This window comes from Frondihabitans sp. 762G35 (genome assembly GCF_002074055.1).
GTDB lineage: Bacteria > Actinomycetota > Actinomycetes > Actinomycetales > Microbacteriaceae > Frondihabitans.
Window position 1 is genome coordinate 2,869,269 of the sequence record NZ_CP014619.1, and the last position, 19,472, is coordinate 2,888,740.

A 19,472-nucleotide genomic window follows, 5' to 3' on the forward strand; every position below is an offset into this window, starting at 1 on the left:
CCGCGATGAGGATCGCGCTGGTCACGTCGAGCGCCCCGTTCGTCCTCGGCGGCGCCCGGAACATCGTCGCGTGGCTCGACGAGGCTCTCCGGGCGGCGGGCCACGAGACCGAGACCGTCTCCGTGCCGTTCGACGAGGCGCCCGATGACCTCCTGGCGCAGACCGCGCTCTTCCGCATGATCGACCTGACCGACACGGCCGACCTCGTCGTCTGTTTCCGGCCTCCGTCGTTCTACGTGCGCCACCCGCGGAAGGTCGTCTGGTTCATCCACCACCTCCGTACCTACTACGACCTCTGGGACACCCCGCTGCGGGGCTTCCCCGACACCGCGGTGACGCGCGCCCGTCGCGACGTCCTCCGTCGGGCCGACGCGCGGGCGCTCGGTGAGGCGACGCGGCTGTTCACGAACTCCGGTGTCATGTCCGAGCGCCTGCGGCACTTCAACGACCTCGACAGCGAGGTGCTCTACCCGCCGCTCAGCGACACCGAGGGCTTCGTGAACCTCGGCTACGGCGACGAGGTCGTCGCGGTCTCGCGCCTCGAGAACCACAAGCGGCAGCGGCTCCTGGTCGAAGCGCTCGGCCTGACGACGACCGACGTCCGCCTCCGCCTCATCGGGCGCGGCAGCACGCCCGACGTCGCCGAGGGTCTCCGCACCCTGGCACGCGAGCTCGGCGTCGGCGACCGCCTCCACCTCGACGACTCGTGGATGGAGGAGGACGAGAAGCGCGAGCACATCGGCCGGTCGCTGGCCTGCGCCTACCTCCCCGTCGACGAGGACTCGTACGGCTATCCGACTCTGGAGGCCGCCCACTCGGCCAAGGCGATCCTGACGACCCGCGACTCCGGCGGCGTGCTCGAATTCGTGCAGGACGCCCGCAACGGCTTCGTCACGGAGCCCACCGCCCGGGCCCTCGCCGAGGCGATGGACCGCCTGTTCGCCGACCGGTCGCTCGCGGCCGAGCTCGGAGCGGCCGCCGAGCGGCGCGTGGCCGACCTCGACATCTCCTGGCAGCACGTCGTCGAGAGGATCGTCTCCGCATGAAGGTCGCCGTCCTCAACAACATGGTGCCCTTCGTGCACGGCGGGGCCGAGGAGCTGACCGCGCATCTCGCCCGTCACCTCGAGGAGAGCGGGCACCTGGTCGACCTCGTCCGGATCCCCTTCCGCTGGGATCCCCTGAGCACCCTCCCCGCTCAGATCGCCCGGGCCGAGCAGATGCGCCTCGACGCCGCCGACCGGGTCATCGCCCTGAAGTTCCCGGCGTACCTGGTGCCCCACGAGCACAAGACCCTGTGGCTCCTGCACCAGTTCCGCCAGGCCTACGACCTCCTCGACACCGAGCACTCGCACGTCACGGCGGGCGCCGACGACCTGGCGATCCGCGACCGCATCATCGAGGCCGACAACCGGGCCTTCGCCGGATCGCGCCGCATCTACACGAACGCGCAGACCGTCTCCGATCGACTCCTCGCCTCGAACGGCTTCGCCTCCGAGGTGCTCCAGCCCCCGATGTTCGACGCCGAGCTCTTCCGAGGGCAGGAGGCCCGGCCCTACGTCTTCGCCGGCGGACGCATCAACTCCATGAAGCGACAGTCCCTGCTGATCGAGGCCCTTGCGAAGACTCCCCCGTCGGTGCGCCTCGTCGTGATGGGCCCGCCCGACGACGAGGCCGCCGCCGACCGGATGCGCGCCCTCGCCACCTCCCTCGGCGTCGGGGACCGCCTCGAGCTCGACCAGCGCCTGACCTCCCGCGAGGAGATCGCCGAGCGCGTGAACCACGCCACGGCCTGCGCCTACATCCCCTTCGACGAGGACTCCATGGGCTACGTCACCCTCGAGGCCGCCGAGGCCGGCAAGCCCGTCATCACGACGACCGACAGCGGCGGCGTGCAGCGGATGGTCACGGACGGCGAGACGGGCTGGGTCGTCGAGCCCACCGCCGACGCCCTCGCCGAGGCCCTGACGGCCGCTCTCGCGCGCCCCGCCGTGAGCGCCGCGCGCGGCGCGGCCCTCCACGCCCAGTGGCGCGCGATGGACGCCACCTGGCCCACCACGATCGAACGGCTCCTCGCATGAAGATCGCGCTCTTCACCCCCGTCACCGCGACGTCCGCCATCGCCCGCGTCTCCGCGCTCGTCCGCGGCGCTCTCGAGGCGGAGTCGCACGAGGTCGTCGTCGTCGCGACCGAAGACGTGCGCGTGGCGGCAGGAGCCGCGCGCGACGACCTCGCCGACGCTCTCGACTGGCGCGACCAGACCGCCGTCCGCGATCTTCTCTGGACCGCCGACACCGTCGTGCACCAGGTCGGAAACCACTTCGGGTTCCACTCCGGCAGCGTGTTCTGGATCCCGCTGATCGGCGGCACCGTCGTGCTGCACGACTTCTTCCTCGGCGATCTGTTCCTCCTCTGGGCCGAGGAGAACTCGGACGCGGCCGACCGGATCCTGCGCCGTCTCCGCGGCACGACCATCGCCGACTTCCGCGCGATCGCGCACAGCGGCCGCTTCGCCGAGCTCGGCTGGCCCGATCTCGCCATGACCGACTGGCTGACCGAGAGCGCCGACGCGGTGGTGGCGCACTCCGACTTCGGCCTGGCGCCGGTCACGCGGGTGACGGACGCACCGGTGCGCGTCCTGCCGCTGCCCTACGCCCTGGCATCGGCGACGGCACCCGCGTCCGTCTCGGCAGGGGCCGCGGCGCCCGAGACGGGCGACCGCCTCCGGCTCCTCACCTTCGGCCACATCATCCCCAACAAGCTCTGCGAGGACGTCATCGCGGCCGTGTCGGCCAGCCCGCTCCTGCGCGGCCGGGTCGACTACCGGATCTGCGGCGAGATCTCCGACGACTACCGCGGGCGGCTCCAGTCGTTCGCCGACGACATCGGCGTGTCCGTGGCCATCACCGGGGCACTCAGCGACGCCGATCTGGCCGACGAGCTGCGCCTCGCGGACGTCATCGCCTGCGTCCGTCGGCCGACGCTCGAGTCGGGCTCCGCCACGGCCGTCGAATCGCTTCTGTCGGGCACCCCGCTGGTGGTGCTCGCCGAGGGCTTCTACGCGTCGCTCCCGGGCGACGTCGTGTTCTCCCTTCCGCCGGACGACTTCCAGGCGGCGCTCACCCGGACCCTCCGGAGCATCGTCCTCGGCGAGGTCAATCTGCCCGCCCGGGCCGAGGCCGGTCGGCGGTACGCCGAGCGGACGTTCCGCGCCGACGGCTACGCGACCGAGCTGGTCGCCCTCGCGCCTCTCGCGGCCGAGCACCGGATCCTGCGCGAGATGGACGCGACCTTCGTCGACCTGCGCACCGGGCCGCCGGCGGTGGCGGCCGAGTACGAGCGCGACACCGCGATCTTCCGCGCCTAGGCGCTCCCGGAGCCCGCTCCTCCCGGCCGGGTCGACGGCGCCAGGAGCACCTGGCGGGCGATGACGCGCCCCGCCCGGTTCGCTCCGATCGTGGACGCCTGCGGCCCGTAGCCGGCGAAGAAGAGCCTCGGGTCGGTCTGCGACGCCCCGCGGGCGACGACGACGCCGCCGTCCTTGGAGCGGAGCCCCAGCGAGGCGAGGTGCCGGAGCTCCGGCCGGAACCCGGTGGCCCACACGATGGCGTCGGCGGGCTCGAAGGATCCGTCGGCCCAGCGCACGCCGTCGGGCTCGATCGACGAGAACATCGGTCGCTCGACGAGCAGACCCCGCTCGATGCCGCCGCGGTGGCGTCGGGTGAGCGGGACACCCGTCCCGCTCACGATGCTGGGGAGGGCGCGGCCGAGGCGGGCCGCCTCGTCCTGTTCGGCGACCGCGGCGCGACCCATCTCGACCCCGAGCTCCTTCTGGTCGAACCACTCCACGGGTCGGCGGGTGACCCAGACGGTGCTCGCCGCGACGTGATCGAGCTCGAGGAGGAATCCGATGGCGCTCGTGCCGCCGCCGACGACCACGACCCGCTGACCCGCGAAGTCCTCGGCCGCCGTGTAGTCGGCGGTGGTGAGCTGGCGCCCACGGAACGTGTCGCTGCCGGCGTACCAGGGGCGGAACGGCGACCCCCAGGTGCCGGTGGCGTTGACGAGCAGCTCGGTCTCGAGCGAGCGCTCCTCGCCCGACGCGCCGACATAGCGCACCCGCAGCGGGCCGCCGAGGTCGTCGACCCCGCGGACGTCCGCGGGACGGCGCACCTTCAGCCCGAAGTAGCGCTCGTAGCGGTCGTAGTAGTCGGAGACGACGTCGCGGGCAGGAGCGGTCTTGTCGGCGGTGGCGAAACTCAGGCCGAGATCGCTCATCCCGGGCAGGTCGTTGACCTGGTGCGCCGTGCCCAGGCGCAGGGCCCGCCAGCGGAACTGCCAGGCTCCCCCGGTCGAGGGTCCGCGGTCGAGCACCACGACGTCGGCGCCCGGGACGAGGCCCAGCCGCTGCAGGTAGTAGGCCACCGAAAGTCCGGCCTGACCGGCTCCGATGACGACGACCCTGGTCTGCTCGGCCGGCGACTGCGGTCCCGGAGCGGTCGTCATGGATCCATTCTGGCGGGTGGGCGGCGTCAGGTCCGACCGCGGAGGCACATGCTAAGGTTGCGCGTAGTTTTGAACCACTTACCTGTCGGTAGTCCCCGATCGCACGACGGAGAGTCCACCTCGTAGAAGCTGTCTTCCAGACACCCTCTCGAAGGCGCTCACCGGGCGACGAGTCGGGCCAGAATCACGAGGGGGTCTCGCATGGGGCGCGGCCGTCAAAAAGCGAAGCACACCAAGGTTGCCCGCGAGCTGAAGTACTTCAGCCCGGACACCAATTACGGAGCGCTCGAAAAAGAGCTGTCCACTCCTCACGATGGCGACCAGTACGTCGACAAGTGGGCTGACGACGACGACGAGACCGACGACGAGTACGTCGACACGTACGCCGACGACTATGTCGAGCACGAGCACGAGCAGAACAAGTCGGCCTAGGCCGACCGGCCGGCACACGCTGACAGCGTGAGGCCGCGGGTGCACGAGAAGGGCGCAGGAGTCGCGACTCCTGCGCCCTTCTCAGCGTCTGCGTGTGCGGGGCCGCCGGGTCCGGCTCAGTGGAACAGCGCGGTCAGCGCTGGCATGAGTGCGACGGCCACGACGAGAGCACCGACGGCGACGGTCCAGGCCGCGGTGCGTCGCCCGCCGGTGATGGCGGTGTAGGGGGCGGCCTTCGGCTCGTCCGGCACCACGACGGTGCGGACGGAGACCTCGTGGTCGTGGACGGTGATGGTTCGGGTCGTCGTCATGCGGGCGTTCTCCCGGTAGGCCGGCGTCGTCGCCGGTGGCCGCTCCTCGTTGAGCAGCGGCTCGATCCTACGACCGGGAGACCTCGGAAGTCTCGTCTTTCCGGCAAAATTGTCCGCGCATGTGCGGACACGGCTGTCACCGCCGTGTGCCCCGGGTGTCCCCCTCCCGGCGGCGGATGCCCCGCGGGGCTGCGACGCTAGTCGCGGTACGAGCCGACGAGGCGGACGGCCCCGCCGTCGACGCCCTTGGCGCCCTGCTCGAAGCCGGTGAGGTCGCGCAAGGCGCTCGACACGGTGCCGACCTGCCAGGTGTCGATCCCGGCCGCCTCGAGGAGGGCCTCGACCCGCTCCGCCACACCCTCGTCGACGACGGCGATCATGCCGATGCCGAGGTTCCAGGTACCCTCGCTCGACTCGAGCGTGGATCCGGCGATGTCGCTCAGAACTCGGAAGACCGGCTGCGGCGACCACGACGACCGGTCGACCTCGGTCCAGGACCCGACGGGCAGGACGCGGGCGAGGTTGGCCGCGATGCCGCCGCCCGTGACGTGACTGAGGGCGTGCACGCCGCCCGCGACGGCCGGGTCGTCGAGCACCGTGAGGAGGGGGCTCGTGTAGAGGCGGGTGGGCTCCAGCAGCGCCTCGCCGAGGGGCCCGAGGTCGCCGTTGACGTCGGTGTAGCCCAGGTCGGCGGAGCGCAGGATGTGGCGCACCAGCGAGAACCCGTTCGAGTGCAGCCCGGAGGACGCGAGCGCGAGCACCACGTCGCCGTCGCGCACCAGGTGCGGGCCGAGCTGCGAGCCGGCCTCGACCGCGCCCACCGCGGCTCCGGCGACGTCGTAGTCGTCGGGCCCGAGGAGGCCCGGGTGCTCCGCGGTCTCGCCGCCGACGAGCGCCGTGCCCGTGGCGGAGCAGGCCAGGGCGATGCCCTTGACGATGTCGGCGATCCGGCTGGGGACGACCCGGCCGCAGGCGATGTAGTCGGTCATGAACAGCGGGCGCGCTCCGACCACGACGATGTCGTCGACGACCATGCCCACGAGGTCCTGACCGATGGTGTCGTGCTTGTCGAGGGCCTGGGCGATGGCGACCTTCGTGCCGACGCCGTCGGTCGAGGTCGCCAGGAGCGGCCGGTCGAACGACTTGAGGAACGACACGTCGAACAGCCCCGCGAAACCGCCGACCCCACCGAGGACGTTCGCCGTGTGCGTCGCCGAGACGGCCGAATTCATCAGCTCGACGGCGAGATCGCCCGCCGCCGTGTCGACGCCGGCCTCCGCGTAGGAGCGGGAGGCGTCGGTCGCGGCGCTCGAGGGGTTCGTCAATTCTTCATCCAATCGCAGGCGTGGCAGACTGTGTGGGTAAGCCCAACTCTACGGTCTGGAGCCAGCTGCGCATGTGCGGCATCGTCGGTCTCGTCGCGCACGAGCCAGCCAATCAACTCGTCTACGACTCGCTCCTCCTCCTGCAGCACCGGGGCCAGGACTCGACCGGAATCGCCACCGCCGAGGGCAGTGTCTTCCACATCCACAAGACCCGCGGTCAGGTCCGCGAGGCGTTCCGCACGCGCGACATGCGTGCCCTGCTCGGCAACATGGGCCTCGGCCACGTGCGCTACGCCACCAAGGGCGCCGCGTCGAACGAGCAGGAGGCGCAACCCTTCTACGTCAACGCGCCGTACGGCATCGTGCTCATCCACAACGGCAACCTGACCAACACGCGCGAGCTGACCAGCGAGCTCTTCCACATCGACCGCCGTCACCTCAACACGAACAGCGACACCGAGCTGCTCGTCAACGTGCTCGCGCACGAGCTGCAGGAACAGGTCAACGGTCACGACCTCGATCCCGAGCAGATCTTCGCCGCCGTGTCGCGCGTCCACGACCGCGTCCAGGGCTCCTACGCCGCGATCGCCATGATCGCCGGGCACGGGCTCCTCGCTTTCCGCGACCCGTTCGGCATCCGGCCGCTCGTCCTCGGCCGCCGGCTCGCCGAGAACGGCAGCGGCAAGCACGAGTGGATCGTCGCCTCGGAGAGCCTCGTGCTCGAGTCGGGCGGCTACGAGATCATCCGCGACGTCGCCCCCGGCGAGGCGGTCTTCATCGCGCTCGACGGCGAGATGGTGTCGAAGCAGTGCCACCCGAATCCGCGCCTCGTGCCGTGCTCCTTCGAGTACGTCTACCTCGCCCGCCCCGACTCCGTCATGAACGGCATCTCGGTCTACGACGCGCGCCTCCGCCTCGGCGACCGCCTCGCCGACACCATCGCGAAGTACGCGCCCGCCGGCGACATCGACGTCGTCATGCCGATCCCCGACTCCTCGCGCCCCGCCGCGTCTCAGGTGGCCCAGAAGCTCGGGATCGAGTACCGCGAGGGGTTCTACAAGAACCGCTACATCGGCCGGACCTTCATCATGCCCGGCCAGGCCGAGCGCAAGCGCTCCGTGCGCCAGAAGCTCAACGCCATGGGGTCGGAGTTCAAGGGCAAGAACATCCTCATCGTCGACGACTCCATCGTGCGCGGCACCACCTCGCGCGAGATCGTCGAGATGGCGAGGGCGGCCGGCGCCAACAAGGTCACCTTCACCTCCGCGGCCCCGCCCGTGCGCTTCCCCCACGTCTACGGCATCAACATGCCGACGCGGCAGGAGCTCATCGCCCACAACCGGAAGATCCCCGAGATCGCCCAGGTCCTCGGCGCCGATCACCTCATCTACCAGGAGGTCGAGGACATGCGCTCGGCCATCACCGAGGGGTCGAACGTCACCGACCTCGAGATGAGTTGCTTCACCGGCGACTACGTCACCGGCAGCGTCACGCCCGAGTACCTCGCCTGGGTCGAGGCCAACCAGCTGAGCTGACCCGTCCCAGTGCGGCCGGTGCACCGTCCGAGGGCGATCGACGTCAGCGGAGGGGCGCGCCGCGGATGCGGCGCGACAGCTCGGCGGCGTGCAGCTGCACCTCCGCGACGAGGCCGGTCAGGGCATCCTGCGTCGGGCCGTCGCTCGGGAAGGTGACCGCGACGCCCGCCGCCGGCCACCCGGAGGCGTCGCGCACCGCGACCGCCACGGAGGCGAGCCCGGTCGACACGTCGCCGTCCTCCGCCGCGTAGCCCCGCGCGCGCACCTCGGCGAGGAGCGTCCGGAGCTCCCGGAGCGACCTCGGACCGCGGGCGAGTCCGTGCACGAAGGCCGACCGGTCGGGGAACAGCGCCCTGACCTGGCTGTCGGGCAGCGTCGCCAGGAGCGCGCGCCCGCTCGCCGTCACGTGGCTCGGCAGCCGCACGCCGACGTCGGTCACGAGGGCGGGCCGCCTCGGGGCGCGCTCGTCGACGAGGTAGATCACGTCGCGCCCGTGCAGCACGGCCAGGTGCGCGCTCTCGCCGACGCGGTCGACGAGCGAGGCGAGGACGGGCGCCCCGAGCCGGGTCAGCGGCTCCTGCCGGGAGAATCCCGAGCTCATCTCGAAGGCGGCGAGCCCGATCCCGTAGCGGCGTGCCTCGGGGTAGTGGATGACGAAGCCGTGCTCGACGAGAACGCCGAGGAGGCGGTAGACCGTCGACCGGGGCAGCCCGAGCGCCGCGGCGACGGTCGCGGCGGCGACCGGCCCGCGCTGCGTCGACAGGTGGGTCAGGATGCGCAGCGTCTGGTGCGCGGCGGGCGACGCCTCGTCGGGCACGGCACTCCCCTCCGCCGCCCGTCCGGGCGGCCACGGACCCACTGTCTCACGGGTGGGACACCACTCGCCTCCCCGGCCCTCGTCGCGGGCCCGGAGTGCGGTCTCCTGGGAGCATGACCACCGCAGGAGCCACCACCGCCCCGTCCCCGAGCACCGACGCCGCGAACGCCGAGGCCGCCGCCGCACCCGTGACGCTGTCCGCGGCGGCGCCGACCCCGGACGAGGTCGTGGCGATCGCCCGACGCGAGGCCCGGATCCTGCTCGACCCCGCCTCGCTGCGCCGGGTCGCCGCGAGCCGCGCGATCATCACGGACCTCGCCGACGACAGCGAGCCGCACTACGGCATCAGCACCGGCTTCGGCGCGCTCGCGACGACCTTCATCGACCCGGAGCGGCGGGCGCAGCTCCAGCGGAGCCTGGTGCGATCGCACGCGGCCGGGTCCGGCCCCGAGGTCGAGCGGGAGGTGGTGCGGGCGCTTATGACACTGCGGCTGTCGACGCTGATGACGGGGCGGACGGGCATCCGGCCGGTCGTCGTCGAGACCTACGCCGACGTCCTGAACGCGGGGATCACGCCGATCGTGCACGAGTACGGCTCGCTCGGCTGCTCCGGCGACCTCGCGCCGCTGGCTCACTGCGCGCTGGCCGTCATGGGTGAAGGGCCGGTGCGACTCCGCGACGGCTCCCTCGTCGACGCGGCGACGGCGCTGGCCGACGCCGGCATCGAACCGGTCCGCCTCCAGGAGAAGGAGGGCCTCGCCCTCATCAACGGAACCGACGGGATGCTCGGGCAGCTGGCCCTCGCCGTCGACGACCTGCGACTCCTGCTCTCGACGGTCGACATCTCGGCCGCGATGAGCGTCGAGGCGCTCCTCGGCACCGACGCCGTCTTCGCCGCCGACCTGCAGGCGCTCCGCCCGCAGGCCGGCCAGGCGGTGTCGGCGGCGAACCTCCGAGCGATCCTCGACGGCTCGCCGATCATGGCCAGCCACCGCACGGCCGACTGCACCCGCGTGCAGGACGCCTACTCGCTCCGGTGCGCCCCGCAGGTGCACGGAGGCGCCCGCGACACCCTCGACCACGCGCTGCTCGTCGCCTCGCGCGAGCTCGCCTCCGCCGTCGACAACCCCGTCGTCACCCTCGACGGCCGCGTCGAGTCGAACGGGAACTTCCACGGGGCCCCCGTCGCCTACGTCCTCGACTTCCTCGCCATCGTCGTGGCCGACGTCGCCAGCATGTCGGAGCGGAGGATCGACCGGATGCTCGACCCGTCGCGCAACCACGGGCTCCCGCCGTTCCTGGCGCACGAGGTCGGCGTCGACTCCGGACTCATGATCGCGCAGTACACCGCCGCCGGCATCGTGAGCGAGCTGAAGCGCCTCGCCGCCCCCGCGAGCGTCGACTCGATCCCGTCGTCGGCCATGCAGGAGGACCACGTCTCGATGGGCTGGGCCTCGGCGCGGAAGCTGCGGCGGGCGATCGACGGGCTCACCCGCGTCGTGGCCGTCGAGGTGATGACGGCCGCGCGCGCCCTCGACCTCCGGGCGCCGCTCACGCCGGCGGAGGCGACGGGCGCCGTCGTCTCACTCCTGCGCGAGAGCGTCGAGGGCCCGGGGCCGGACCGCTTCCTCGCTCCGGAGATCGAGGCCGCGACGGAGGCCGTGCGGAGCGGCGCGGTCCTCCGTGCCGTGGAGAACGTGACCGGGCGGCTCCGCTAGCCGAGCACGTATGCTCGACGCCATGTTCGACGACAGGCCACCCGACCCTGCCAGCCGCCTCGTCGAGCCCGATCCGACGTCGCGCGCGCCGAAGAGCCGTGGGCTCACGGACCGCGAGCCGGCGCTCGACATTCACGGCCTCTGGAAGCACTTCGGCGACAAGGTCGCCGTGCAGGGCATCGACCTCGCCGTGCCCGCGGGCTCGTTCTACGGGCTGGTCGGGCCGAACGGCGCGGGCAAGACGACGACGCTGTCGATGGCCACGGGGCTCCTGCGGCCGGATGCCGGGACGCTGCGCATCCTGGGCACCGACGTCTGGGCCGACCCGAGCGCGGCCAAGCGCCTCGTCGGCGTGCTCAGCGACGGCGTGGCGCTCTTCGACCGCCTGAGCGGAGAGCAGCTGGTCACGTACCACGGGCTCCTCCACGGCATGGACCGCGCGACGGTCGCCGACCGCACCCGCGACCTGCTCGAACTGCTCGACATGACCGACGCCGCGGGCAAGCTCGTCGTCGACTACTCGGCGGGCATGACGAAGAAGATCGCGCTGGCCACGGCGCTGATCCACGCCCCGCGCCTGCTCGTGCTCGACGAGCCGTTCGAGTCGGTCGACCCCGTCTCGGCGGCGAACATCCGGGACATCCTGCACGGCTACGTCGACTCCGGCGGCACCGTCATCGTCTCCAGCCACGCGATGGACCTCGTGCAGCGCATGTGCGACCACGTCGCCGTGATCGCGGGGGGCCGCGTCCTCGCGGCGGGCACGATCGACGAGGTGCGGGCCGGGCAGGACCTCGAGGACCGCTTCGTCGACCTCGTCGGAGGCCGCCACCACTCGAGGGGGCCGGAGTGGTTGCGAACCTCCTGAAACTCCGCTTCCTGGTCCTCCGCAACACGCTCGCGCGGAACCCCTGGCAGCTCGTCGCCGTCATCTTCGGCGCCCTCTACGGCCTCGGCGTCCTCGGGCTGCTCTTCGCGGGCCTGTTCGCGCTCTCGTTCGCGCCCGCCGACCTCACGCGGACCATCCTCGTCCTCGCCGGATCCGCGACCGTGCTCGGCTGGATCGTCGTCCCCCTCCTCGCCGCCGGCATCGACCAGACGCTGAGCGTCGCCCGCCTCAAGATCTTCCCCCTGCCCCCGGGGCGGCTCGTCGTCGCCCTCGCCGCCTGCGGCCTGGCCGGGGTTCCCGGGGGCGTGACCCTGATCGCCGGACTGTTCACCGCCCTGCCCTTCATCCGGCAGCCGCTCGTCGCCGCGGTCGCCCTCGTCACCGCCGTGATCGCCGCCCTGACCTGCGTCTGCGGATCGCGGATGATCGAGTCGCTCAACTCGGGGCTCAGCTCGAGGCGCCGCTACCGGGAGATCTCGGGGGTGATCCTGCTGGTGCCGCTGCTCCTGCTCGGCCCGATCATCACCATCCTCAGCGACGGCCTGGCGAACGCCGCCGACTCCCTCCCGGCTCTCGCCGACGGTCTCTCGTGGTCGCCGCTCGGGGCCGCGTGGGCCGTCCCGGCCGACCTCGCCACGGGGCGACCGGTCCAGGCAGCGCTCAAGGCCCTCATCGCGCTCGCGACCCTCGCGGTCGTCGTCCTGGTCTGGCGCCGGAGCCTCGCCGTGGCCCTCGTGACGACGTCCCAGCCCGTGACGAAGGCCGCCGGGCGCGGCGACGTCGGCCTGTTCGCGCGCTTCCCCGCGACACCGACCGGAGCCGTGGCCGCCCGCGCGCTCACCTACTGGCTGCGCGACCCCCGCTACAGCCGGCAGCTCATCCTGATCCCGATCTTCCCGATCCTGCTCTTCGTCAACAGCCGCACGCTCGACAGCCCGTGGCTGGTCTCGGCCTCCGGGCCGATCGTCGCCGTGCTGCTGTCGCTGACGATCTTCACCGACCTGTCGTACGAGTCGACGGCGTTCGCCGCGCACGTCTCCGCAGGAGTCGCGGGTCGCGCCGACCGCGCGGGTCGCGTCCTCGCCGTGGCCCTCTTCGCGGTGCCGATCGTCGTCGCGATCACGGTGGCGTCGGCGGCCTTCGCGGGGGCCTGGCAGGAGCTACCCGCGCTGCTGGGGCTCGGCCTGGGCATCCTGCTCACCGGATTCGGGCTGTCGAGCGTGACGTCGGCGCGCATCATCCTGCCGGTGCCCGCGCCCGGCGACAGCCCGTTCGCCGCCAAGTCGGGCGCCTCGTTCACGACGGCGCTCACGACGTTCGCCACCTGGGGCGTCCTCGCGCTGGCGACGCTGCCGGAGGCGGTCCTCGCGATCGTCGCGTCGGCCACGCGGAGCACTCCGCTCGCCTGGGCGACGCTCGTCGTCGGCGTGGGCCTCGGTTCGTTCCTTCTGAGGATCGGGATCCGGACGGGCGGCCGGGAACTGGAGCAGCGCGCGCCCGAGCTGCTCACGCGCCTGCGCGCCGGACGCTGACCCGGTGGGGCGGAGCGGCTACTCGACCTCGCCGTCGAGGACGTCGTCGGCCTCGGGGGTCTCATAGGTCGTCTTCTCGGTCTCGACGCTGCGAGCGCGCCGCGACGACACGGCGTCGAGGACGACCGCGACCACCGAACCGACGGCCGCGCCGATCGCGATGCCGTAGAGCACGAAGTAGCCGAACGCCTGCGCGAAGGGCGTCGCGTCGCGCCCCGGGGCCACGAGGACGGCGATCAGCGTGACCACGACGCCGACGACGACACCGCCCAGGATGAAGACCGGGTACTTGGGCGCCCGCCGCACCCGCACCTCGTCGCGCGTCGTCGCCACCTGCGGCTCGGGCTGCTGGGGACTCTGGGGTGCGGAACTCACGACTCCATTGTCGCAGGAACGCCGGGATCGCCCCGCCGCACCGCCTCGACACCGAGAGAGGCTCGTTTCCGGGGCCGTCCGGCGCCGGCGTCCGACCGTCGGTGGGCCGTCAGGCTCCGGCTCGCGGCTCCCACCGGATGGGCAGGTAGTCGCTGATGTCGGCGCGGCTGCCGGACGCCGACAGCCGTGCGGCGTCGTGCGCCTCGGCGAACGTCAGGGTGCCGGTCGCGAGCTGCACGAAGGTCTGCGGGTCGGTCTCGACGACGTTCGGCGGCGTGCCGCGGGTGTGACTCAGACCCTCGCGGAACTGCACGGCGCCGAACGGGGGGACGCGCACCTCGACCGTGGCGCCGGGCTCGCGGTCGCCCAGGAGCTGCAGCAGGTAGCGCACGGCGGTCGCCGTCGTCGTCCGCGGGGCCTCGGCACCGAGCTCGACGGCGCCGCGCACGGCGGCGGCTCCCACGACGGGGTCGATCCTCACCTTGGCCATGAGCACACGCTACCCGGGCCCGGGAGGCGTCTCTCGATAGGCTGAGGCCCGTGCGCATTCTCGTCCTCGGCTCCGGTGCTCGCGAGCACGCCATCGTCACGGCCCTCCTCCGCGAAGACGCGGGCCACCACATCATCGCCGCTCCCGGCAACGCGGGCCTCGCCCACGACGTCGAGGTGGTGAGCCTCGACGCCACGAACGGCAAGGTCGTCACGGAGTACGCGCTCGAGAACGACATCGAGCTCGTCGTCGTCGGACCCGAGGCGCCCCTCGTGGCCGGCGTCGCCGACGTGCTGCGCAGCCACAGCATCCCGGTGTTCGGCCCTGGCAAGCGCGCCGCCGCGCTCGAGGGCAGCAAGACCTTCGCAAAGCGCATCATGGACGAGGCGCGCGTCCCCACGGGCCGCGCCGTGCGCGCGGGCACGCTGCAGGAGGCGACGGCCTCCCTCGACGAGTTCGGAGCCCCCTACGTCGTCAAGGCCGACGGTCTCGCCGCCGGCAAGGGCGTCCTCGTCACCGACTCCCGCGACGCCGCCCTCGAGCACGCGACCTACTGGCTCCAGCACGGCTCGGTCCTCATCGAGGAGTTCCTCGAGGGCCAGGAGGTCTCGCTCTTCCTCCTCTCCGACGGGCACACGGTGATGCCGCTCAGCCCGGCCCAGGACTTCAAGCGCCTCGGCGACGGCGACACGGGGCCCAACACCGGAGGCATGGGCGCCTACTCGCCGCTCCCGTGGCTGGCCGATCGCTTCGGCAGCGAGGCGGACTTCGTCGAAGAGGTCATCGAGACCATCGCGCTGCCGACCGTGCGGCAGCTCGCCAAGGAGGACACCCCGTTCATCGGGCTGCTCTACGCCGGCCTCATCCTGACCGAGCAGGGCATCCGGGTCATCGAGTTCAACGCCCGCTTCGGCGATCCCGAGACGCAGGTCGTCCTCCCCCGCCTCCGCACCCCCCTCAGCGAGCTGCTGCTCGCGAGCGCGAACGGGTCGCTCTCGAGTCACGCCGCCCCGGAGTTCTCCCCCGAGGTCGCCGTCACCGTCGTGCTGGCGAGCGAGGGCTACCCGGAGGCGCCGCTCACCGGCCGCGAGATCACCGGCCTCGACGAGGCGCTGAGCGTGCCCGGCGTCACCATCGCCCACGCCGCCACCGCCCGCCTCGACGGCCGATTGGTCGCGACGGGCGGCCGCGTCCTCAGCGTCGTCGCCACGGGCGACTCCTTCGCCGAGGCCCGGAGCCGCGCCTACGAGGCTCTCGGGGCCATCGAGCTCGAGGGCGCCCGGTACCGCCACGACATCGCCGAGAAGGTCGCCCGATGAGCGGGTCGCCCGTCCTCGACGGCTGGACGCACCTCTACTCCGGCAAGGTCCGCGACCTCTACGTCCCGAGCTCGTCGGAGGGTCTCGACGACGCCCCCGCCGTCCTCGTCGTGGCCAGCGACCGCGTCAGCGCCTTCGACCACGTCCTCGAACCCGGCATCACCGACAAGGGCTCCCTCCTCACGAGCCTCAGCCTGTGGTGGTTCGCCCGCCTCGACGGCGTGCCCAACCACCTCCTCGACCCCGCCGCGGCTCCCGCCGATCTGCCCGCCGTCCCGGCCTCGGTCGCCGACCGCGCGATGCTCGTGAAGCCGCTCGACATGTTCCCGATCGAGTGCGTGGTCCGCGGCTACCTCGTCGGAAGCGGCTGGCTCGAATACCAGGAGTCGCAGACGGTGTGCGGCCTGGCCCTCCCCTCGGGCCTGTCGTCGGGCGACCGCCTGCCCGAGCCGATCTACACCCCGGCGTTCAAGGCCGAGCTCGGCGAGCACGACGAGAACATCACGTTCGAGCGCACCGTCGAACTGGTGGGCACCGAGACGGCGACCGCGCTGCGCGACCTCTCCCTCGAGATCTACTCCCGCGCGGCCGCCGTCGCCGCGGAGCGCGGCGTCATCCTCGCCGACACGAAGTTCGAGTTCGGCGCGGACCGCGCGACCGGGGAGATCACCCTCGCCGACGAGGTCCTGACGAGCGACTCCAGCCGGTACTGGGACGCCGAGGTCTACGCCTCCGGCAACCGCACCGACAGCTTCGACAAGCAGATCGTCCGCAACTGGCTGGCCGCGCACTGGGACAGGACCGGCGCTCCCCCCGTCCTGCCGCCCGAGGTCGTCGAGCAGACGGCGGCGCGCTACCGGGAGCTCCTCGGCCGACTGACCGCCTAGGAGGCGCGCGGGAGCCCTCGCTCCCCGCCGGGAATCACCCCGACGGACGATTCTCGGATCGCCCGGGAATCGTGCACAATGTCGTGGTGACTGACGTGCAGGTTCTCGAGAAGCAGTGGGCGGACACCGACGGTGCCCAGCTGCGCTGCGAACAGCAGGCGGAGATCGCCATCCGCTACGGCACCGACGACTCCGAGCCGGGCGTGAAGCCGTCGGCGAACGACGTCGCCGTCTTCGTCGTGGCCTACGCCGACGGGAAGCCGATCGGCTGCGGTGCGCTCCGGCAGTTGCAGGTCGACCCCGACGACGCCGAGGCTCCGGCGGGCGACGCCGAGATCAAGCGGATGTTCGTGCGCTCCTCGAAGCGCGGCAGCGGTGCGGCGACGGCGATCCTGCGGGCCCTCGAGGCGAAGGCCCTCGAGAACGGCTGGACCAGGCTCGTCCTCGAGACGGGTCCCCAGCAGCCCGACGCCATCCGCTTCTACGAGCGCGAGGGCTACGCGCGCATCCCCAACTACGGCAGCTACCGCGGCCACAAGCTCTCCTGGTGCTTCGGCCGCACGCTCGTCGCGGCCTAGGCTGCCGCGCACTAGCCCCCGACGTCGGTCGGACGCCCGGGTTCCCCGCCGAACCGGCGGGTACGGTGAGATGATGACCGACCAGCAAGCCGCGCCCTACGAGCCGCTCTTCACCACCGTGGCCGAGGGCGACCTCTCCCTCGACGACCACGAGGGCATCGCCGCCATGCTCGCCCGCGCCTTCCCGAGCTACTCGCACTGGTATCAGGGCGCCCGCAGCTGGGCGGGCATGCAGCCGGAGCGACGGGTCGTCGCCCGCTCGGGCGACGTCGTCGTGGCGCACGCCGGCATCCGCAGGATGTTCGTGACCGTCGGCGAGACCGACCTGCCCGTGGCGGCGGTCGGCATGGTCGCCGTGTCGCCGATCCTGCAGGGCACCGGTCTCGGCGGCCGCCTCCTGGGCCTCGTGGACGAGGCCCTCCGCGACCTCGACGTCGGCTTCGGCGTGCTCGAGACGGGCGAGGAGACGAAGCCCTTCTACAGCAGGCACGGCTGGATCCCGCTCGACTCCGTCACGGGCCACTACAACGACTTCACCGCCGACGGCGCGTCGACCCTGGTCTCCTCCGACGGCGCGTGGCTGATCCGCCCGATCCGCGCCGCCCTTGACGAGTGGCCGGTCGGCGACATCCGCTGGAACGGCCAGATGGTCTGACGCGCCGCACGACGGACGAGCGCGCCGCCCACCCCGGAGGGCGGACGGCGCGCTCGTGCGTCAGGCGTGTCGGGTCAGGACTCGACGCCCACCGACTCCGGCTTCTCGTTCGCACCCGGGGCCGAGGTGGTGACACCCTGCTCGACGAGGCGGCCGAGCTCGGCGTCGACGTTCGACCAGTACCGGTAGATCCGGGGCAGGAGCTCCGGCACCGTCACCTTGGACACGTGGCCCACGATGTTCTGGACGAGGCGGTCACGCTGCTCCTGGTCCATCGTCTCGCGGTAGAGCGTGCCGGCCTGCCCGAAGTCGTCGTCCTCCGGGTGGAGGGTCGCGGCGGAGCGGACGAGCGAGCCGTCGCTCTCCCACCCGGAAGTGTCGCCCGCGCGCTCGGGGTCGGCGTGCGCGCCGCCGAACGAGTTGGGCGCGTAGACCGGCACGTCGGGCGCGTGGAACGAGTAGCGCGAGGCGCCGTCCTTCGAGTAGCTGTGCGTCGGCGACTTGGGCGCGTTGACGGGCAGCTGGTCGTGGTTCGTGCCCACCCGGTAGCGCGCGGCGTCCGCGTAGCTGAAGATGCGCGCGAGGAGCATCCTGTCCGGGCTCGTCGCGATGCCGGGAACGAAGTTCGACGGGGCGAACGAGGCCTGCTCGATCTGCGCGAAGTAGTTCTCCGGGTTGCGGTTCAGCGTCATGGTGCCGACCTCGATGAGCGGGTAGTCGCTGTGCGGCCACACCTTCGTGAGGTCGAACGGGTTGAAGCGGTACGACTCCGCGTCGGCGTAGGGCATGATCTGGACCGACAGGCTCCACGACGGGAAGTCGCCCCGGTCGATGGCCGAGGAGAGGTCGCGGAGGTGATAGTCGGCGTCCTCGCCCGCGATGCGGTCGGCGTCCTCCTGCTTGAGGATGTCGATGCCCTGGTCGGTCTTGAAGTGGTACTTGACCCAGAAGCGCTCGCCGGCGGCGTTGATCCACTGGTAGGTGTGCGATCCGAAGCCGTCCATGTGGCGCCAGCTGGCGGGGAGACCGCGGTCGCCCATCAGCCAGGTGACCTGGTGGGCCGACTCGGGCGAGAGGGTCCAGAAGTCCCACTGCATGTTGTGGTCGCGGAGGTGCGAGCCGGGGAGGCGCTTCTGCGAGCGGATGAAGTCGGGGAACTTGATGCCGTCGCGGATGAAGAACACCGGGGTGTTGTTGCCCACGAGGTCGTAGTTGCCCTCGGATGTGTAGAACTTCAGCGAGAACCCGCGGGGGTCGCGCCACGTGTCGGGGCTGCCCTGCTCACCGGCGACGGTGGAGAACCGCGCGAGCAGCTCGGTCTCGACGCCCGGCTGGAACAGCGCCGCGCGGGTGTACTGCGAGACGTCGCCGGTCGTGACGAAGGTGCCGAACGCTCCGCCGCCCTTCGCGTGGACGACGCGCTCCGGGATCCGCTCGCGGTTGAACTGCGCGAGCTTCTCGACCAGGTAGTGATCGTGGAGCACGACGGGACCGTCGGCCCCCACGGTCTGCGAGTGCTCGTCGCTGGCGACGGGTGCCCCCGACGTGGTGGTGGTGAATTTCTGGTCTGTCACTTGTTGTCTCCTTCGATTACGTGGCCGCACCGCCTGTCGGGCGTCCACCTCGGATGTGGCTCGGGTTGTCTAGGGGGCCGCGTCGACCTCGGCGGCGCGGCAGTCGGGGCACAGGCCCCAGAAGGTGACCTCGGCGCTCTGCACGAGGAAGCCGGACCCGGGGGACGGCACGAGGCACGGCGCCTCGCCGACCACGCAGTCGACGTCGTCAACGGCGCCGCAGAGGGTGCACACGACGTGGTGGTGGTTGTCGCCGATGCGGAGCTCGTAGCGTGCGGCCGAGCGGGCCGGCTCGATCCTGCGCAGGATGCCCGCCCCGGTCAGCGCCGAGAGGACGACGTACATCGCCTGCAGCGACGTGTCGGGGAGCGACGGTGAGACCCGCGCGAAGACCTCGTCGGCGGTGGCGTGGGACCGCTGGCGGAGCGCCTCGATGACCGCGATCCGCTGGGCCGTGACACGGAGACCCGCGGCGCGGAGGGTCTCCGCCGGGTCGGTCGTGGCGTGGAGGTCCATGCCCACCAGTCAAG

At 72.0% G+C, this 19,472-nt stretch carries 20 protein-coding genes; 12 read left to right on the forward strand and 8 right to left on the reverse strand.

Translation table 11 applies throughout. From position 1 onward, the window contains the following. The first annotated feature begins 5 nt into the window (after window positions 1-5). The 3 genes from AS850_RS13565 to AS850_RS13575 are packed head-to-tail and all read left to right on the forward strand — an operon-like array spanning window position 6 to window position 3,366. Window positions 6-1,046 carry a glycosyltransferase family 4 protein gene (locus tag AS850_RS13565; protein ID WP_119869599.1) on the forward strand — a complete coding sequence of 347 codons (1,041 nt, stop codon included), beginning with the start codon at window positions 6-8 and terminating at the stop codon, window positions 1,044-1,046. Beyond that, entirely contained in the window at window positions 1,043-2,080 is a 1,038-nt protein-coding gene (locus tag AS850_RS13570; protein WP_119869600.1) for a glycosyltransferase family 4 protein, read from the forward strand. The genes AS850_RS13565 and AS850_RS13570 overlap by 4 nt, the downstream gene beginning before the upstream one ends. After that, complete coding sequence (locus AS850_RS13575) at window positions 2,077-3,366, forward strand: glycosyltransferase (RefSeq protein WP_119869601.1); 1,290 nt, start codon at window positions 2,077-2,079, stop codon at window positions 3,364-3,366. Before AS850_RS13570 ends, AS850_RS13575 begins: the two co-directional genes overlap by 4 nt. Here the strand turns inward: AS850_RS13575 and AS850_RS13580 are convergent. Next, complete coding sequence (locus AS850_RS13580) at window positions 3,363-4,505, reverse strand: FAD-dependent oxidoreductase (RefSeq protein ID WP_119869602.1); 1,143 nt, start codon at window positions 4,503-4,505, stop codon at window positions 3,363-3,365. The genes AS850_RS13575 and AS850_RS13580 overlap by 4 nt on opposite strands. A 201-nt stretch (window positions 4,506-4,706) precedes the next feature. On the opposite strand from AS850_RS13580, the gene AS850_RS13585 reads away from it, so the two are divergent. After that, window positions 4,707-4,937, forward strand: a complete 231-nt coding sequence (locus AS850_RS13585) for a DUF3073 domain-containing protein (protein WP_119869603.1) — start codon at window positions 4,707-4,709, stop codon at window positions 4,935-4,937. A gap of 116 nt (window positions 4,938-5,053) precedes the next feature. Here the strand turns inward: AS850_RS13585 and AS850_RS13590 are convergent, their stop codons facing one another. Together AS850_RS13590 and purM are read right to left on the reverse strand one after the other, a co-directional pair. Next, window positions 5,054-5,248: a hypothetical protein gene (locus AS850_RS13590; RefSeq protein ID WP_119869604.1), complete on the reverse strand. Its 195-nt coding sequence runs from the start codon at window positions 5,246-5,248 to the stop codon at window positions 5,054-5,056. Window positions 5,249-5,445: 197 nt separating this feature from the next. Then, on the reverse strand, window positions 5,446-6,573 hold the full coding sequence (gene purM / locus AS850_RS13595) for a phosphoribosylformylglycinamidine cyclo-ligase (RefSeq protein ID WP_119869605.1): 1,128 nt from the start codon (window positions 6,571-6,573) through the stop codon (window positions 5,446-5,448). A gap of 71 nt (window positions 6,574-6,644) precedes the next feature. Here purM and purF point away from each other — a divergent pair, with 71 nt between their 5' ends. Further along, on the forward strand, window positions 6,645-8,108 hold the full coding sequence (purF, locus tag AS850_RS13600; RefSeq protein WP_119869606.1) for an amidophosphoribosyltransferase: 1,464 nt from the start codon (window positions 6,645-6,647) through the stop codon (window positions 8,106-8,108). A gap of 43 nt (window positions 8,109-8,151) precedes the next feature. Here the strand turns inward: purF and AS850_RS13605 are convergent, their stop codons facing one another. Further along, entirely contained in the window at window positions 8,152-8,925 is a 774-nt protein-coding gene (locus AS850_RS13605; RefSeq protein WP_119869607.1) for an IclR family transcriptional regulator, read from the reverse strand. A gap of 113 nt (window positions 8,926-9,038) precedes the next feature. Here AS850_RS13605 and hutH point away from each other — a divergent pair, with 113 nt between their 5' ends. From hutH to AS850_RS13620, 3 genes are read left to right on the forward strand one after another with little or no spacing between them, the layout of a single operon-like run. Next, on the forward strand, window positions 9,039-10,643 hold the full coding sequence (gene hutH, locus AS850_RS13610; RefSeq protein ID WP_119869608.1) for a histidine ammonia-lyase: 1,605 nt from the start codon (window positions 9,039-9,041) through the stop codon (window positions 10,641-10,643). A gap of 22 nt (window positions 10,644-10,665) precedes the next feature. Continuing rightward, on the forward strand, window positions 10,666-11,511 hold the full coding sequence (locus tag AS850_RS13615; RefSeq protein WP_119870331.1) for an ABC transporter ATP-binding protein: 846 nt from the start codon (window positions 10,666-10,668) through the stop codon (window positions 11,509-11,511). Then, window positions 11,493-13,064, forward strand: a complete 1,572-nt coding sequence (locus AS850_RS13620; protein ID WP_119869609.1) for a transporter — start codon at window positions 11,493-11,495, stop codon at window positions 13,062-13,064. Before AS850_RS13615 ends, AS850_RS13620 begins: the two co-directional genes overlap by 19 nt. Window positions 13,065-13,082: 18 nt before the next feature. On the opposite strand, the gene AS850_RS13625 is transcribed toward AS850_RS13620, so the two are convergent. Beyond that, window positions 13,083-13,439, reverse strand: a complete 357-nt coding sequence (locus AS850_RS13625; RefSeq protein ID WP_123955518.1) for a hypothetical protein — start codon at window positions 13,437-13,439, stop codon at window positions 13,083-13,085. A gap of 109 nt (window positions 13,440-13,548) precedes the next feature. Beyond that, window positions 13,549-13,929 carry a sterol carrier family protein gene (locus tag AS850_RS13630; RefSeq protein WP_119870332.1) on the reverse strand — a complete coding sequence of 127 codons (381 nt, stop codon included), beginning with the start codon at window positions 13,927-13,929 and terminating at the stop codon, window positions 13,549-13,551. A 50-nt stretch (window positions 13,930-13,979) separates the two neighbouring features. On the opposite strand from AS850_RS13630, the gene purD reads away from it, so the two are divergent. The 4 genes from purD (at window position 13,980) to AS850_RS13650 (ending at window position 17,368) form a co-directional block, all read left to right on the forward strand. Beyond that, window positions 13,980-15,248 carry a phosphoribosylamine--glycine ligase gene (gene purD, locus AS850_RS13635; RefSeq protein WP_119869611.1) on the forward strand — a complete coding sequence of 423 codons (1,269 nt, stop codon included), beginning with the start codon at window positions 13,980-13,982 and terminating at the stop codon, window positions 15,246-15,248. Then, a complete protein-coding gene (locus tag AS850_RS13640) occupies window positions 15,245-16,135 on the forward strand; it encodes a phosphoribosylaminoimidazolesuccinocarboxamide synthase (protein ID WP_119869612.1) in 891 nt (296 codons plus the stop codon). Before purD ends, AS850_RS13640 begins: the two co-directional genes overlap by 4 nt. An 86-nt stretch (window positions 16,136-16,221) precedes the next feature. Next, window positions 16,222-16,713, forward strand: a complete 492-nt coding sequence (locus tag AS850_RS13645) for a GNAT family N-acetyltransferase (RefSeq protein ID WP_236940726.1) — start codon at window positions 16,222-16,224, stop codon at window positions 16,711-16,713. Between the two features lie 73 nt (window positions 16,714-16,786). Beyond that, entirely contained in the window at window positions 16,787-17,368 is a 582-nt protein-coding gene (locus AS850_RS13650) for a GNAT family N-acetyltransferase (protein WP_119870334.1), read from the forward strand. A 74-nt stretch (window positions 17,369-17,442) separates the two neighbouring features. Here the strand turns inward: AS850_RS13650 and AS850_RS13655 are convergent, their stop codons facing one another. Next, window positions 17,443-18,942 (reverse strand): catalase, encoded by a 1,500-nt coding sequence (locus AS850_RS13655; protein WP_119869613.1) that lies wholly within the window; start codon window positions 18,940-18,942, stop codon window positions 17,443-17,445. Window positions 18,943-19,011: 69 nt separating this feature from the next. After that, window positions 19,012-19,458, reverse strand: coding sequence for a Fur family transcriptional regulator (locus AS850_RS13660; RefSeq protein ID WP_119869614.1), 447 nt, complete (start codon window positions 19,456-19,458; stop codon window positions 19,012-19,014). Between the last annotated feature and the right edge of the window lie 14 nt (window positions 19,459-19,472).

Excerpts from the sequence above, each read along its gene's own strand:
- AS850_RS13565 (WP_119869599.1), top strand. The coding sequence starts at position 6 with ATGAGGATCGCGCTGGTCACGTCGAGCGCCCCGTTCGTCCTCGGCGGC.
- AS850_RS13570 (WP_119869600.1), top strand. The coding sequence starts at position 1,043 with ATGAAGGTCGCCGTCCTCAACAACATGGTGCCCTTCGTGCACGGCGGG.
- AS850_RS13575 (WP_119869601.1), top strand. The coding sequence starts at position 2,077 with ATGAAGATCGCGCTCTTCACCCCCGTCACCGCGACGTCCGCCATCGCC.
- AS850_RS13580 (WP_119869602.1), bottom strand. The coding sequence starts at position 4,505 with ATGACGACCGCTCCGGGACCGCAGTCGCCGGCCGAGCAGACCAGGGTC.
- AS850_RS13585 (WP_119869603.1), top strand. The coding sequence starts at position 4,707 with ATGGGGCGCGGCCGTCAAAAAGCGAAGCACACCAAGGTTGCCCGCGAG.
- AS850_RS13590 (WP_119869604.1), bottom strand. The coding sequence starts at position 5,248 with ATGACGACGACCCGAACCATCACCGTCCACGACCACGAGGTCTCCGTC.
- purF (WP_119869606.1), top strand. The coding sequence starts at position 6,645 with ATGTGCGGCATCGTCGGTCTCGTCGCGCACGAGCCAGCCAATCAACTC.
- hutH (WP_119869608.1), top strand. The coding sequence starts at position 9,039 with ATGACCACCGCAGGAGCCACCACCGCCCCGTCCCCGAGCACCGACGCC.
- AS850_RS13615 (WP_119870331.1), top strand. The coding sequence starts at position 10,666 with ATGTTCGACGACAGGCCACCCGACCCTGCCAGCCGCCTCGTCGAGCCC.
- AS850_RS13630 (WP_119870332.1), bottom strand. The coding sequence starts at position 13,929 with ATGGCCAAGGTGAGGATCGACCCCGTCGTGGGAGCCGCCGCCGTGCGC.
- AS850_RS13640 (WP_119869612.1), top strand. The coding sequence starts at position 15,245 with ATGAGCGGGTCGCCCGTCCTCGACGGCTGGACGCACCTCTACTCCGGC.
- AS850_RS13650 (WP_119870334.1), top strand. The coding sequence starts at position 16,787 with ATGACCGACCAGCAAGCCGCGCCCTACGAGCCGCTCTTCACCACCGTG.
- AS850_RS13660 (WP_119869614.1), bottom strand. The coding sequence starts at position 19,458 with ATGGACCTCCACGCCACGACCGACCCGGCGGAGACCCTCCGCGCCGCG.